Source organism: Amycolatopsis sp. FU40 (assembly GCF_021903635.1).
Taxonomy (GTDB): domain Bacteria; phylum Actinomycetota; class Actinomycetes; order Mycobacteriales; family Pseudonocardiaceae; genus Amycolatopsis; species Amycolatopsis dendrobii.
Genome location: NZ_CP091381.1, coordinates 6,170,102 through 6,185,076 on the forward strand (window position 1 = coordinate 6,170,102; position 14,975 = coordinate 6,185,076).

Below are 14,975 nucleotides of genomic sequence, written 5' to 3' on the forward strand. Positions count from 1 at the left end.
TCGTGTGCGGCGATGCTTCCGGCCGGGTCTCGAAGGCCCCTCAACACGCTCTCGACCTCCGCCGACGCCCCGCTGGGGCCGTCTCCGGCACCGTCCAAGACCGCTCGGCGAGCGCTGAATCCCCAGCACAGCGCGTATAGCCGCGGACCAGCACGGTGCTACAGGCTTGACCGTGCCGAGAACAGACCGACAACAGGCATGGACACATGGGGAGCACCGGGATGGATGTCGAGTACGACGTGGTGATCGTGGGCGGCGGCCCGGTCGGGCTGATGCTCGCGAGCGAACTCGGGCTGCGGCCCGGCCGGGTGCTCGTGCTCGAGCGGCTCGCCGAACCGAGCGGGCAGTCCCGCGCGCTCGGCCTGCACTCGCGCACCGTCGAGGTGCTCGACCAGCGCGGTCTGCTGCCCCGCTTCAGCGAGGGCGCGCCGGTGTGGCCGAAGGGGCACTTCGCCGGCATGCGGCTGCTCGACCTCAGCAAGCTCAACGGACGCCACACCTACGCGCTGATGGTCCCGCAGTCGCGCACCGAGGCGATCCTCGAAGAGCGCGCGCGGGAACTGGACGTCGAGATCCGCCGCGGGCACCGGCTCACCGAACTGGAGAACGGGCCCGACGCGGTGGTCGCCACCGTGACCGGCCCGGACGGCGAGTACCGCATCCGCTCGCGCTACCTCGTCGGCTGCGACGGCGGCAGCAGCCTGGTCCGCAAACTGGCGGGCATCGATTTCCCCGGCACCGCGTCCAACATCGACGCGATGCTCGCCGACGTCCACCTCGACCAGGTGCCCGACGGCCCGCACCTCGCCCGCTGCAAGGGCGGCGTGTTCGGCACCGTCCCGCTCGGCGGCGACCTCTACCGCGTCGTGTCGGTCGAGTTCCGGCCGCCCACCGCGCACCGCGACGACCCGGTCGAACTGGAAGAACTCGCCGCCTCGGTCAAACGGGTCACCGACCAGGAACTCCAGATGCGCGACCCGGTGTGGCTGTCGCGCTTCGGCGACGCGACCCGGCAGGCCGCGCAGTACCGCAAGGGCCGCGTCATGCTCGCCGGCGACGCCGCGCACGTGCACTTCCCGGCGGGCGGACAGGGCCTCAACACCGGCATCCAGGACGTGGTGAACCTCGGCTGGAAGCTCGCCGCGGTCGTCAACGGCAGCCCGGACGCCCTGCTCGACACCTACCACGACGAACGCCACCCGGTCGGCGCGCGCGTCTGCTTCAACACCCAGGCCCAGCTCGCGCTGATGGACCCGCGCCCGGAGATCGGCCCGCTGCGCGAGCTGTTCGGGACGCTCATGGAGTTCGACGAGGTCAACCGCTACCTCGCGGAGATGATCACCGCGCTCGACGTGCGCTACCCGACCTTCCCCGCCTCGGACCACCCGCTGGCCGGGACCCGCGTTCCGGAGTGGTCGATCGTCGTCGACGGCGCCGCGACGACCACGATGAAGCTGCTGCACTCCGGCCGCGGCGTGCTCGTCGACCTCACCGACGGCCCCGCCGTCGCCCGCACCGCCGCGCCGTGGCTCGACCGGCTCGACCTCGTCTCCGGCACCCCGTGCACCAGCGAGGTCCCCGCCGCGTTCCTGCTCCGCCCGGACGGGCACGTCGCCTGGCTCGCCGAAAGCCCGGACACCGATCCCGCCGATCTGCGCGAAGCCCTGCGCGCGTGGTTCGGACCAGCACCGGTGCGCTCGCTGCCCGCCGCGGCGAGCTGACCCCGGCCGCGCCGCGGCGCAAGCCGCGGCCGTGTTGTGGCCGTGCTGTGGCCGAGGTCACCCCAAACCGGCCGAGGTGACGGCATTCGGCCCTTGCGACGCGTACGGTGGTCCCTGCTGTCTGTCAGGCTGGGCCTCTCAACCGATCCAGACAATGACCTGTCTCACGAGCGTCCAGGTGGCGTGTTTCGGGCCACCGGCAGGGGACTAGCCTGGCGGTCAGCAGATGCTTGTGATATCGGATCGAGAATGGATAGAGGCGAGAGCCAGCCGTGGCCAGCAGCAGTCCCGCATCGCAGTTCGGTGCCAATGAGTGGCTCGTCGAAGAAATGTACGAGCGGTTTCTCGCGGACCCCCAGTCGGTAGACGCCGCCTGGCACGATTTCTTCGCCGACTACAAGCCCACTCCGGGCGGCAACGGTACGCAGGAAGGGAACGGGGAAGCCAAGGCCGCCGCGTCCGCTCCCGCCGCCAAGCCCGCCGCCCCCGCCGCGAAGGCCCCGGCAGCACCGGCCGCCAAGGCCGCTCCGGCCCCGGCGGCCAAGGCCCCGGCCAAGCCCGCCCCGGCCGCGAAGGCCGCGGCTTCCGCGCCCGCCAAGTCCGCTCCGGCGAAGGACGCCGAGCCGGAGTCCAAGCAGCTGCGCGGCGCCGCGGCGGCGATCGCCAAGAACATGGACGCCTCGCTTTCCGTGCCCACCGCGACCAGCGTGCGCGCGGTCCCGGCGAAGCTGATGGCGGACAACCGCATCGTCATCAACAACCACCTCAAGCGCACCCGCGGCGGCAAGATCTCCTTCACGCACCTCATCGGCTACGCCATGGTGCGGGCGCTGAAGGACTTCCCGAACATGAACCGGCACTACCAGCTGATCGACGGGAAGCCGTTCGCGATCACGCCGGAGCACGTCAACTTCGGGCTTGCCATCGACATGAAGGGCAAGGACGACTCCCGCACGCTCGTCGTGGCCTCCATCAAGGCCACCGAGAACATGACCTTCATGCAGTTCTGGCAGGCCTACGAGGAGATCGTCAAGAAGGCCCGCACGAACAAGCTCACCGCGGACGACTTCGCGGGCACCACCATCTCGCTCACCAACCCGGGCGGCATCGGCACGAACCACTCGGTGCCGCGGCTGCAGGCGGGCCAGGGCGCGATCATCGGCGTCGGCGCGATGCAGTACCCGGCGTCGTTCGAGGGCACCAGCGAGAAGACCCTGGTCGACCTCGCGGTCAGCAAGATCATGACGCTGACCTCGACCTATGACCACCGCATCATCCAGGGCGCGGAGTCCGGCGAGTTCCTGAAGCGCATTCACGAACTGCTGCTCGGCGAGGACGGTTTCTACGACGACGTCTTCACCAGCCTGCGGCTGCCGTACGAGCCGATCCGCTGGGTCGCCGACATCCCGGACGGCCCGGTCGACAAGACCGCGCGCGTCATGGAACTGATCGAGGCGTTCCGGATGCGCGGCCACCTGATGGCCGACACCGACCCGCTGAACTACCGCCAGCGCAGCCACCACGACCTTGACGTGCTCAGCCACGGCCTGACCCTGTGGGACCTGGACCGCGAGTTCGCCGTCGGCGACTTCTCCAGCCGCGAGCGGATGAAGCTGCGCGACATCCTCGGCGTGCTGCGCGACTCGTACTGCCGCACGGTCGGCATCGAGTACACGCACATCCTCGACCCCGAGGAGCGGCGCTGGATCCAGGAGCGCGTCGAGGTCCGGCACACCAAGCCGGAGCCGTCCGCGCAGAAGTACATCCTGTCGAAGCTCAACGCCGCCGAGGCGTTCGAGACCTTCCTGCAGACCAAGTACGTCGGCCAGCGGCGGTTCTCCCTGGAAGGCGGCGAGACCCTGGTCCCGCTGCTGGACACGGTGCTCGACAAGGCCGCCGAGGCGGAACTGGACGAGGTCGTCATCGGCATGCCGCACCGCGGCCGGCTGAACGTGCTGGCGAACATCGTCGGCAAGCCGATCAGCCAGATCTTCCAGGAGTTCGAGGGCAACCTCGACCCGGGCCAGGCGCACGGCTCCGGCGACGTGAAGTACCACCTCGGAGCCGAGGGCAAGTACTTCCGGATGTTCGGCGACGGGGAGACCCGGGTGTCGCTGGCGTCCAACCCGTCGCACCTGGAGACCGTCGACCCGGTGCTCGAGGGCATCGTCCGCGCCAAGCAGGACGTCCTCGACAAGGGCGGCGAGGGCTACACCGTGCTGCCGGTCCTGATGCACGGCGACGCGGCCTTCGCCGGCCAGGGCGTCGTGGCCGAGACCCTGAACCTGGCGCTGCTGCGCGGCTACCGCACCGGCGGCACCGTGCACGTGGTCGTCAACAACCAGGTCGGCTTCACCACCGCGCCGGAGCACTCGCGGTCCAGCCAGTACGCCACGGACGTCGCGAAGATGATCGGCGCGCCGGTCTTCCACGTGAACGGCGACGACCCCGAGGCCGCGCACTGGGTCGCGAAGCTGGCGGTCGACTACCGCCAGGCGTTCCACAAGGACGTCGTGATCGACCTGATCTGCTACCGCCGCCGCGGCCACAACGAGGGCGACGACCCCTCGATGACGCAGCCGGCGATGTACGACATCATCGACACGAAGCGTTCGGTCCGGAAGATCTACACCGAATCGCTGATCGGCCGGGGCGACATCTCGGTCGAAGAGGCCGAGGCCGCGCTGCGCGACTTCTCCAGCCAGCTCGAGCACGTCTTCAACGAGGTGCGCGAACTGGAGAAGCACCCGGCGAAGGCGAGCCCCTCGGTCGAGGGCGAGCAGCAGATCCCGGCGAAGGTCACCACCGCCGTGTCGCGCGAGGTCGTCGAGAAGATCGGCGACGCGTTCGTCAACCTGCCCGAGGGCTTCACCCCGCACCCGCGGGTCAAGCCGGTCATGGAGCGCCGCCACAAGATGTCGCGCGAGGGCGGCGTCGACTGGGCGTTCGGCGAACTGCTGGCCTTCGGGTCGCTGGCGCTGGAAGGCCGCCTCGTGCGGCTGTCCGGCCAGGACTCCCGGCGCGGCACCTTCACCCAGCGGCACTCGGTGTTCATCGACCGCAAGAACGGCCAGGAGTACTCGCCGCTGCAGCACCTGGCCGACGGCCAGGGCCGCGTGATGATCTACGACTCGGCGCTGTCGGAGTACGCGGCCGTCGGCTTCGAGTACGGCTACTCGGTGGCGAACTCCGAGGCGCTGGTGATGTGGGAAGCGCAGTTCGGCGACTTCGTCAACGGCGCGCAGACCGTGATCGACGAGTACATCTCCTCCGGCGAGGCCAAGTGGGGCCAGCGCTCGGACGTCGTGCTGCTGCTGCCGCACGGCCACGAGGGCCAGGGCCCGGACCACACGTCCGGCCGGATCGAGCGGTTCCTGTCGCTGTGCGCGGAAGCGTCGATGACCGTCGCGGTGCCGTCCACCCCGGCGAACTACTTCCACCTGCTGCGCCGCCACGCCCTCGACGGCATCCAGCGTCCGCTGATCGTCTTCACCCCGAAGTCGATGCTGCGCAACAAGGCGGCGACGTCGACGGTCGAGGACTTCACCGGCCAGAGCCGCTTCATGTCGGTGATCGACGACGCCACCCAGGACCCGGCGAAGGTTCGCAAGGTGCTGCTGACCTCGGGCAAGCTCTACTGGGAGCTGGTGGCCGAACGCGAGAAGCGCGGCGCGGACGACGTCGCGATCGTGCGGATCGAGCAGTACTACCCGCTGCCGAAGAAGAAGCTGCTGGCCGCGGTGGAGCGCTACTCGAACGCCAGCCAGATCGCGTGGGTCCAGGAGGAGCCGGAAAACCAGGGCGCGTGGCCGTTCTTCGGCCTCAACCTGCCCCGGAAGTTCCCGGAGTTCTTCACCGGCCTCGACGTGGTGGCGCGCCGCCCGATGGCCGCCCCGTCGGCCGGTTCGTCGAAGGTGCACGACGTCGAGCAGAAGGCGCTGATCGCCAAGGCGTTCGACTGATTCGGCTCGTTTTGCGTGGAGGCCGCCGCGGGATTCGTTCCGCGGCGGCCTTCGCCGTTGTGGGAGTCGTGAGTGGCTATGCCGGTTAGAACCGGCATAGCCACTCACGACCGCTACCCCGCGGCCTCCACCCGGAACACCGCGATCCTCCCCGCGGCCGCGGCCGCCGCCACCCCGTCCGGCGTCGGCGACTCCGCCAGCCCCGTCGTCACGTAACGCCGCCCCACGCTCGGCGGCCCGCTCGCGACCACCTCTCGCAACACCGGCCCCCGTTCCGCGACCGGCAGTTCCACGAACCGCACCCGTCGCGACCGCCGTCCCCGCGACAGCGTGCCCTCCTTCGCCGCGCGGATGTTCGCCACCCAGGCCGCCTTCGGGAACGCCTGGATGAGGTACTCGCCGCCCTGGACTTTCAATACTGCCAACGGAAACGTCCTCGGCTCGCCGCTGCGCCGTCCGGGGACGGTGAGCAGTTCCATCGGCCCGAACGCCAGCCCCGCACGCTGCAGGGCGGTGATGACCCGGTTGATCGTGTTGACCTTGCGCCGGTATCCGGCTGCCTTGGTGTCCATGGCCTCGAGCGTACGCCAACTTGTATGAGTTTCATACTTTCTGGAATCCATAGATATACCTTCCGGGTATGCCCGGGGTGCCGGAAAGGCAGTGGCGACGTCCCGGCCGGACCCAGTTCACTGGGTGCCAAACACCCGAGGAGGGCTGGAAGTGCACTACGACGTCGTCGTAGTCGGAGGCGGTGCTGGGGGTATCGCCTCCGCGGCCGGGGCGGCGCGGACCGGGGCGCGGGTGCTGCTGGTCGAGCAGTACCCGTACCTTGGCGGCGCGGCGACGATCAGTTCCGTGCTGACCCTCTGCGGTTTCTTCGACCAGACCGGGCAGCAGGTCGTCGCGGGCGTCGGCGAGGAGGTGCTGCAGCGGCTGCGCCACCGCGGCGCCTACGAAGAGAAGACGATGGGCTGGACCGGCAACAAGATCGTCTTGCTCGACCTGGAAACCACCAAGCTGGTGTACGACGAACTGGCCGCCGACGCCGGCGTGGACGTCCTCCTGCACACCAAACTCATCGGAGCGCGGCGGACGCACGGCGTCGTCACCGAAGTCGAACTGCACCACCGCGGCGGCCTGGAACGGGTCACCGCCGGTGCGTTCATCGACGCCAGCGGCGACGGCGCACTCCTCGCCGCCGCTGGAGCCGCCGTCCGCGTCGCCCCGTTGCACGAGCGGCAAACCAGCACGCTCGTCTGCCGATTCTCCGGCGTCCCCGAGGATGCCGACCTTTCGCGCGAGGGTCTGCGCGCCGCCGTCGCCGCGTACCAACGGGAAACCGGCATCCAGCTGTCCCGCGATTACGGCATCGCCGTGCACCTTCCGTTGACCCGCAACGTAATCGCGCTGCTGGTAGACGAACAGACCGACGTACTGGACGCCGCCTCGCTGAGCCGCGACGAGGCCAACGCGCGACGCCAGGCGTGGCGATACCTGGACGCACTGCGCAAACACCTCTCCGGCTGGTCGTCGGCGCGCCTCGAAGAAACCGGCCCCCAGCTGGGCATCCGCGAAGGCCGTCACCTGGTAGGCCGCGAACAGCTCACCGGCCGCGACGTCCTGACCGCCCGCAAACGCCCCGACGCGTCCATCGGCCGCTGCGGCTGGCCGATCGAAGACCACGCGGGCCCGGGCATCACCCGCTACGAACCGATCGCCGAGCGCGGCTGGTACGACCTCCCCTACGGCGCGATCTGCTCCGCCGACACCGCGAACCTCTGGGCAGCCGGCCGCCTGACCAGCTCCGACGACGACGCGTACGCCTCCGTCCGCGTCATGGGCACCGCCTTCGCCACCGGCCACGCCGCCGGGGTCGCCGCCGCCCAGTACGTCGGCGGCCGAGCCCACGACGTCCGCGTGATCCGGGCCGAGTTGCACCGTCAGGATGCCTTGGCTTGACCCGCTGCCGCCGGTAACGGGAACCTTCCCTGATCATCCGCCAGGTCGAAGGAGCCCCCATGCCGAGCCGCTATCGCTGGGTCGTCCTGCTGCTCTGCTGGGCAGTGTTCACGATGACCTCGGTAGACCGGTCGACCTGGGGCCCGGCGTCGTCGGCGGTCAGCGATTCGCTCGGCGTCCCGCTGGCCGCGCTCGGGATCTTCGCCACCTGCTACTACATCGGCTACGTCGTCTCCAACACCGCCGGCGGCTTCCTCTCCGACTGGCTGGGCAGTCGCGCGATCCTCGGCGTCAGCTCCTTTGTCGCGGGCGTGCTGATGATCCTCTTCGGCTCGACCACGTCCATCGCCTGGGGCCTCGTGCTGCAAGCCCTGCTGGGCCTCTTCGCCGGAGTCGATTTCTCCGCCGGGCTGAAGCTGATCACCACCTGGTTCCGCCCGGAGGAGCACGGCCTCGCGAGCGGCATCTTCATGACCGCGACGTCGCTGGGCACCGTCGTGGCCAACGCCGTCGTGCCCACGCTAGTGAAAAACAGCGGCTGGCCAGTGTCGTACCACCTCTTCGGCGGAGTCACCGTCGTACTCGGCCTGCTGTGCCTGGCCTTCATCCGCAACGGCGCTGTGTCCGCTTCCCCCCGCCGCGTCTTGCCGAACCCGCGCCCCCTCTTCCGCAACCGCGACCTGTTGTTGCTGGGCTTAGCCGGTTTCGGCGGTCTGTGGGGCACCTACGGTTTCGTCACGTGGTCCAACACCCTGATGATCCGCGGCGAACACATCGACCCCGTGCGGGCCGGCGTGGTCCTGGTCATCTTCTCCGGCACAGCGGTAGTGATCAAACCGCTGATCGGCTGGCTCACCGACAAAGTCGGCCTAGGCAGGCGAATCCCGATCATCGCCGTCCTCATCCTCTTCGGCGGCGCTCTCCTGGTCTTCGGCTCCCTGAGCAGCTACCCCGCTTTCCTAGTGGTAGCCCCGATTCTCGGCATCGGCGCCTACGCCTACAGCCCGCTGACCGCCGCCATGATCCCCGCCCTGACCGGTGCCCGCCTAGCCGGTTCCGCCGCCGGTGCGGTGAACGCCTTCTGGCAACTGGGCAGCGTCATCGTGCCCGCCGTCGTAGGCCCGGTCTTCCACGCGACCGGTTCGTTCTACTCCGCGTTCCTCACCCTGGCCGCCGGACCGCTCGTGGGAGCCGCGGTGCTCCTCTTCATGCGCGACGACCGCCCGGCCCGGGTTGCTCCGGAGGCAGCTGCGGCCTGATCAACGCTCGCCAACCCCCGGAAACTCCGCCTCGATCGAAGCGAGCCCATCGAGGACCTGCGGCAGCTCAGACTGATCAAGCTCGCCGATCCGAAACGACAGCCTGTTCCCCCCGCCCGTCGATCGCCGCTCCCTCGACCTCATCCCTTCCGGATTTGGCCACGGTGGCCGTCAGATCGAGCCGCTCCTCCATCGACGTCAGCCGGGCGAGGCCACCGAAGCCGGCGTACGCCTTCGCCAGTTGCTCCCGGAAGCTCCGCAACTCCTCGGCCCGCAACCCAGCGGGCACCCGAGCGCTGAACCCGCCGGCCACCAGGTCAACCGGACTGAAAAGCCAGTTGCCGTCCCAGAAGTCGGCCGCCCCCGCGGGCATCCGCCCCCGCACGCGGATCACCAGCCGATCGCCACCGACTCGCTCATCGCTCCCCTGGTTCCTCTCTGACGCGGTCCGCCGAAATCAATTTCCGCACAAACCGCCGCTCAGGGAAACTGGGCGCATGCAGATCCGCCAGTCGACCGCCGACGACGCACCCGCCATCCACGCCGTGCACACCGCCGCGTTCCGTGTCCACAACCCCGACGTCACCGGCGAAATGCCGGAAGCGAAACTAGTCACCGAACTCACCGCCGACGGCGATCTGCTCCCCGCGCTGTCCCTTGTCGCCCTCCGCGACGGAGAGGTCATCGGCCACGCCTGCTCCAGCCCAGGCCGCCTCGACGACGACCCAGACTCCGCCATCGGCTTCGGCCCGTTAGGCGTTCTCCCAGACCACCACCGCTGCGGCACCGGATCGGCTTTGGTCCACGCGACGATCGGCGCCGCCAACGCCCTCGGCTACGGCCTGATCGTGCTCCTGGGCGACCCGGGTTATTACTCCCGCTTCGGATTCGTCCTGGCCGAGAAGCTCGGCGTCACGCCTCCGGTGCCGGAATGGGCACCGCACTTCCAGGCCCTCCCGCTGGCGGCGTACCACCCGGGGAACCGCGGAGCGTTCCGCTACGCGGCGGCCTTTGACCGGCTCTGAGCGGTAGCCCTCGTGAGTGGCAATCCCGGTTAGAACCGGGATTGCCACTCACGAGGCCGCCAACCCGTTCCGCTGCAAGAACTCCTCAGCGATATCCTTGGCATTCCGCTTCTCGTCCGTGTACTGCACGTTCAACTCAGTCAACTGCTCCGTAGTCAACGCCGCCGAAACCCGGTTCAACGCAGCCGTCTCGGCGTCATTCAACGTCCCTCGCGACACGAGCGGCACGATGTTCTGCGCCGGGAACATGTGCTTGTCGTCCTCCAGTGGCACAAAGCCATTGGACGCGATCGTCGCCGACGTGCTGAACAGGTCCGCCACCTGCACATCACCGGACTTCAAGGCCGCCACCGTCACCGGTCCGCCAGTGTCCGTCGTGCGGATTTCCTTGAATTCGCACCCGTACAACTGCTTGATCCGGTCCTTCCACCGGCTGCTCCACTGCCCCGGTCCGCCCATCACCAGGTCTTTGCAGCGCGGTCCGAGGTCGGAGAACGTCTTCACCCCAGCGGCCGCGAGCTCCTTGCCCACTACGAGCAAATCCTTGTCCTGCGCGGGCGACTGGTCGAGAACGGTGAAGCCCGCCGGGATTTTCTGCTTGAGCTGAGCGTAAACATCTGCCGAAGTAGTCGCCGCGGTATTCTTGTCGAAGTACCGCAGCAAGTTCCCGGAGTAGTCCGGCACCACCGACAAAGACTTGTCCTGCAACGCCTTGACCACGACCTCGCGGCTGCCGACCGGCGGCCGCACCGTCACCTTGTGCGCGCCGACATTCCGCAAAGCCCCGGCATAAATCTGGGCCAGCAAAGAACTTTCCCCGACGTCCGACGCACCAATGATGATCCCGCCGGCACTGCCGCCCTCACCGCCGCCGGACAGCGGGTTTCCGCATGCCGACGCCAGCAGCGCCAGTCCGGCCACCAGGATCCCCCACCGTTTCACGCTGCTCCTCCCGCGGCCGCTGTCCGGCCGGACGCTGCCTGCGCGGCCAGCCGGACTCCCTTGGGCACCAAGGCTCGCTGCGCGGCGGCGAGCAGCAGGTCGACCACGATCGCCAGCAACGCGGTGAGAATCGCGCCCGCGACGACCTCGGTGTAGTCCAAAATGGCCAGTCCGTCGAGCAGGAACCGGCCGAGGCCGCCGAGGCCGACATAGGCGGCTACCGCGGCGGTCGCGATCAACTGCAGGACGGCGTTGCGGATTCCGCCCAGCACCAACGGAAGCGCGATCGGCACCTCGACTTGCCACAGCCGTTGCCAGCCGGTCATCCCGATGCCTTGCGCGGCGTCGACGACATCGTGCTCGGCCGCTTGCAGACCGGCGTACGTGCCCGCCAGCACCGGCGGGATCGCCAGCACGACCAGGCCGATAATGGTCGCCGTGGTGCTTTCGGTGAAGAGCAGGAACAGGAACGTGACGAGCCCGAGCGTCGGCAGTGCGCGGATCGCGTTGCCGACGCCGACCAGGACAACACCGCCGCGGCCGGTGTGGCCGACGAACAGTCCAATCGGGATCGCGATCACCAGCGCGATGACGAGGGCAAGAGCGACGTAGCCGACGTGCTGGGCCAGCCGGGCGAGGATGCCGCCCGGGCCCTGCCAGTTCGCGGCGGTGGTGAACCAGGTGAAGACGTCGCCGATCATCCCGCCACCTCCGCGGCAGGCGCGCGACCCGCTCTCTCCCAAGGCGTCAGCAGATTGCGCAGCAACACCAGCAGCAGGTCGACGATCAACGCGAGCAGCATCGTCAGCACGATCCCGACCACGATCGGCGAGAAGTACTCCCGCTGGAATCCGTCGGTGAACAGCACGCCGAGCGCGCCGGTCCCGATCAGCGCACCGACGCTGACCAGGCTGATGTTGCTCACCGACGCCACCCGGACCCCTGCCGCGAGCACCGGTACCGCGAGCGGCAGTTCGACGCTGAAGAACCGGCGCGGCCCGCGATATCCGATCGCCGTGGCCGCCGCGACGATGTGCGGCGGCACGGCTTCCAGCGCGTCGAGCACCGGACGCACCAGCAGCGCGGTGGTGTAGACAGTCAGCGCGACGATCACGTTGACACTGTCGAGGATCTTCGTGCCGATAATGCCGGGAATCACCACGAAAAGCGCCAGCGACGGAATCGTGTACAGCAGATTCCCCACGACCAGCAGCACACTGCGCGCGGGCCGCCAGCGATGCGCGAGCCAGCCGAGCAGGATCGCCAGCACGATGCCCGCGACCAGCGGCACCAGCGCGAGATAGATGTTCTCGAGCAGGTTGGCGAGGATTTCGCCGCGATTGTTGGAACTCGACAGGTACCGGCCGAGTTCGCCGAAGAAGTCGCCCATCAGGACGCCTGCGGGGAAGCCTCGATTACATCCAGAACCTGGTGCGCGAGCACCGTCCCGAGCACGCGGTTCTCGTCGTCCACCACGACGCCGAGACTGGCCGGCGACGAGAGCGCCGCGTCGAGCGCCCCGCGGATCGGCGTGCCCTGCACGTACAGCGATCCGCCTGCGACGAGGTCGGTTTCCGCCAATGGGCCGTCCACTGTGGAGCCTGGTGGCAGCCAGCCCCGCGGCTGCTTCTCGTCGTTCACCGCGAGCAGCCAGCCGTCCGACGGACCGTCGATCTTGCTGCCAAGGTCAACGGTGCGAGCCGGCGAAACCTCAACGCCGCTCGCCGGCAGGAACGAAAGCCCGCGATACCCCCGGTCCCGGCCGACGAACGACGCGACGAAGTCGTCCACCGGATGCCGCAGCACCTCGGCCGGCGTCCCGTACTGCGCGAGCTTCCCGCCGACGCGCATCACCGCGACCTTGTCCCCGAGCCGCACCGCCTCGTCGATGTCGTGCGTGACGAACACGATTGTCTTGCCCAGCTGGGATTGCAGCCGCAGCAACTCGTCCTGCAGTCCTTCCCGGACAACCGGGTCGACCGCGGAGAACGGCTCGTCCATCAGCAGCACCGGCGAATCCGCGGCGAGCGCGCGAGCCACGCCGACGCGCTGCTGCTGCCCGCCGGACAGCTGTGCCGGATAACGCTTCCCGAGTTCTGTCGGCAGGCCGACCGTCTCGAGCAGCTCGGCCGCCCGGGCGCGTGCCTTCCGTTTGTCCCATCCGGACAGCAGCGGCACGGTCGCGATGTTGTCGAGCACTGTCCGGTGTGGAAAGAGCCCGGCGTGCTGGATCACATAGCCGATGCCGCGGCGCAGCACCGCCGGGTCGCCTTCGCTGACGTCCTTGCCGTCAAGCAGCACCGCGCCGGAGGTAGGCTCGACCATGCGGTTGATCATCCGCAGCGAGGTCGTCTTGCCGCATCCGGACGGACCGACGAACACCGTGATCGTGCCGTCTTCCACGGTGAGCGAGAGGCCGTCGACCGCGACCGTGCCGTCCGGATAGCGCTTGACGACGTCTCGGAATTCGATGGTCACAGACTTCTCCCCACGTGCTGGTGCAGAGTCCGACGGTAGCCCACTCGCGCGCCCTTGGCAGCCTGTCCCGCAGCGTGGCCGACTACCCTCGGACCCGTGACCGCCCTAGACGACGTCCTCGCCGCACACGGCGCCGCCGTCCGCCCGCTCTACGAAGTGCTCACCCTGCTGCGCAGCGGCTCGTACGAGTTGGCCGACCTAGTGCGGCTCACCGCCGCCCCACGCCGAAGCGTCGAAGACCTTCTCGCGGCCCTGGAACCGGACCTGGAACGCTCCGCCGCCGGCGTCCGCATCGCACCTCACGCACGCGACACCTACGCGTCGTACTCCTTGCCGCCCCTGCCCGACCCGCTCGACGCGGCAGTCGCCGCCCAACCGGCTCTGCTCACCATGCTGGCCGAACGCATCGCCGCCGTCCCGCCCCCGCTCGCCGCACTGGACCACGTGCAAGCGACCCCGGAGACCGTGCTGCGCCGCGCGTTGTGGCTGAACTCGCGCTACGACCTCCGCCGCAGCAAGGTGCTCTTCCTCGGCGACCACGACCTGACATCGCTGGCCGTGCGCGCGGTGTGCCCGGAAGCCGAACTGTCCGTAGTGGACCTGGACGAACGCGTCCTGTCCTACCTGGACACCACCGGCGAACGCACCATCTTCACCGCACACGCCGACCTGCGCGTCGGCCTGCCCCCGGCCCTGACCGGCAAAGCCGACCTGGTCTTCAGCGACCCGCCCTACACGCCGGAAGGCATGGGCCTCTTCGCCGCCCGCGCGGTGCAAGCGTTGCGCGAACCCACCGAAGGCCGGATCCTCCTGGCCTACGGCTACAGCCCGCGCCACCCCGCCCTAGGCGCACAAGTGCAGCGCTCGCTGGCCACCCTGGGCCTGACCTACGAAGCGATCCTCCCGGACTTCAACCGCTACACCGGTGCCCAAGCAATCGGCAGCGCGGCGGACCTGTATGTCTGCCAACCCACCGCGAAGGCGAAGAAATCGTTCGCCCGCAAGGGAAGCTCCGCCATCTACACGCACGGCCCGCAATCTGTCGAATCAGCCGGAACGAAACCAGGCCTCTTAGCCGCCGCCCGGGAAATCGCCTCCGAAGGCGGCCTGGCCCTGGAAACCCGCCCGGTCGGCTGGGCCACGTCCGGCCCCGAAGGCGACGCCGTCGCGATGGACCTCACCGCCGATCCCGGCCCCTGGCTCCTGCGCACCCTGCTGGGCACGAACGCCCGCCGCCTGGCGCTGCTGCTGCCGAACAACCACCCCGACCTAGCGGACGCCGCCGCACAGGCCTCGCTCACCGCTCTGGTCGCCGACAAGTACCGCCTTCGCCTGCTCCGCAGCACCCCCGACAACCGCCACGCCATCGTCGCCGCCGACCTGGTCGACCATCCGTCCGAACTGCTGACTCGCGCCCATGCCCGACTAGCCAACGCCGCGCTGAACGTCCCGGCAGACCTGGCCGACCTACGCCTGGTGGACGTCCCGCGACACCGTCTGGCAGAACTACTCCCCGACTGACCCTCGCGCGCCGCTGGCCGGCCAGCTCGATCACCGCACCCGGCAACTGGTCGTGAGGGGAGCCTCACGACCCGCCGCCGTCCGTGAGGGCCCCTCAACGGACTT

General features: G+C 69.1%; 12 protein-coding genes. 6 read left to right on the forward strand and 6 right to left on the reverse strand.

What is annotated here, in order from left to right:
• Positions 1-206: 206 nt before the first annotated feature.
• Both L3Q65_RS28870 and L3Q65_RS28875 read left to right on the forward strand, forming a co-directional pair.
• On the forward strand, positions 207-1,721 hold the full coding sequence (locus L3Q65_RS28870; protein ID WP_182890036.1) for an FAD-dependent monooxygenase: 1,515 nt from the start codon (positions 207-209) through the stop codon (positions 1,719-1,721).
• A 272-nt stretch (positions 1,722-1,993) separates the two neighbouring features.
• Positions 1,994-5,683, forward strand: coding sequence for a multifunctional oxoglutarate decarboxylase/oxoglutarate dehydrogenase thiamine pyrophosphate-binding subunit/dihydrolipoyllysine-residue succinyltransferase subunit (locus L3Q65_RS28875; RefSeq protein ID WP_182890035.1), 3,690 nt, complete (start codon positions 1,994-1,996; stop codon positions 5,681-5,683).
• A 113-nt stretch (positions 5,684-5,796) separates the two neighbouring features.
• Here the strand turns inward: L3Q65_RS28875 and L3Q65_RS28880 are convergent, their stop codons facing one another.
• The gene (locus L3Q65_RS28880) at positions 5,797-6,255 is read right to left on the reverse strand and encodes a nitroreductase family deazaflavin-dependent oxidoreductase (RefSeq protein WP_182890034.1); all 459 of its coding nucleotides are present in this window, start codon (positions 6,253-6,255) and stop codon (positions 5,797-5,799) included.
• A gap of 151 nt (positions 6,256-6,406) precedes the next feature.
• Between L3Q65_RS28880 and L3Q65_RS28885 the strand changes: the two genes are divergently transcribed.
• The gene (locus tag L3Q65_RS28885; protein WP_237597169.1) at positions 6,407-7,645 is read left to right on the forward strand and encodes an FAD-dependent oxidoreductase; all 1,239 of its coding nucleotides are present in this window, start codon (positions 6,407-6,409) and stop codon (positions 7,643-7,645) included.
• Positions 7,646-7,704: 59 nt separating this feature from the next.
• On the forward strand, positions 7,705-8,904 hold the full coding sequence (locus tag L3Q65_RS28890) for an MFS transporter (RefSeq protein WP_182890033.1): 1,200 nt from the start codon (positions 7,705-7,707) through the stop codon (positions 8,902-8,904).
• A gap of 76 nt (positions 8,905-8,980) precedes the next feature.
• On the opposite strand, the gene L3Q65_RS28895 is transcribed toward L3Q65_RS28890, so the two are convergent.
• Positions 8,981-9,298: a hypothetical protein gene (locus L3Q65_RS28895; RefSeq protein WP_220506776.1), complete on the reverse strand. Its 318-nt coding sequence runs from the start codon at positions 9,296-9,298 to the stop codon at positions 8,981-8,983.
• Positions 9,299-9,401: 103 nt separating this feature from the next.
• Here L3Q65_RS28895 and L3Q65_RS28900 point away from each other — a divergent pair, with 103 nt between their 5' ends.
• Positions 9,402-9,929, forward strand: coding sequence for a GNAT family N-acetyltransferase (locus L3Q65_RS28900; protein ID WP_237597170.1), 528 nt, complete (start codon positions 9,402-9,404; stop codon positions 9,927-9,929).
• Between the two features lie 48 nt (positions 9,930-9,977).
• On the opposite strand, the gene L3Q65_RS28905 is transcribed toward L3Q65_RS28900, so the two are convergent.
• Genes L3Q65_RS28905 through L3Q65_RS28920 form a run of 4 tightly spaced genes read right to left on the reverse strand, consistent with a single transcriptional unit; the run spans position 9,978 to position 13,349 of the window.
• Positions 9,978-10,871: an ABC transporter substrate-binding protein gene (locus tag L3Q65_RS28905; RefSeq protein WP_237597171.1), complete on the reverse strand. Its 894-nt coding sequence runs from the start codon at positions 10,869-10,871 to the stop codon at positions 9,978-9,980.
• Positions 10,868-11,572 carry an ABC transporter permease gene (locus tag L3Q65_RS28910; RefSeq protein WP_237597172.1) on the reverse strand — a complete coding sequence of 235 codons (705 nt, stop codon included), beginning with the start codon at positions 11,570-11,572 and terminating at the stop codon, positions 10,868-10,870. The genes L3Q65_RS28905 and L3Q65_RS28910 overlap by 4 nt, the downstream gene beginning before the upstream one ends.
• Positions 11,569-12,261 carry an ABC transporter permease gene (locus tag L3Q65_RS28915; protein ID WP_182890029.1) on the reverse strand — a complete coding sequence of 231 codons (693 nt, stop codon included), beginning with the start codon at positions 12,259-12,261 and terminating at the stop codon, positions 11,569-11,571. The genes L3Q65_RS28910 and L3Q65_RS28915 overlap by 4 nt, the downstream gene beginning before the upstream one ends.
• Positions 12,261-13,349 (reverse strand): ABC transporter ATP-binding protein, encoded by a 1,089-nt coding sequence (locus L3Q65_RS28920; protein ID WP_182890028.1) that lies wholly within the window; start codon positions 13,347-13,349, stop codon positions 12,261-12,263. The genes L3Q65_RS28915 and L3Q65_RS28920 overlap by 1 nt, the downstream gene beginning before the upstream one ends.
• Before the next feature lie 96 nt (positions 13,350-13,445).
• On the opposite strand from L3Q65_RS28920, the gene L3Q65_RS28925 reads away from it, so the two are divergent.
• Complete coding sequence (locus tag L3Q65_RS28925; protein WP_182890027.1) at positions 13,446-14,870, forward strand: bis-aminopropyl spermidine synthase family protein; 1,425 nt, start codon at positions 13,446-13,448, stop codon at positions 14,868-14,870.
• Positions 14,871-14,975 lie beyond the last annotated feature (105 nt).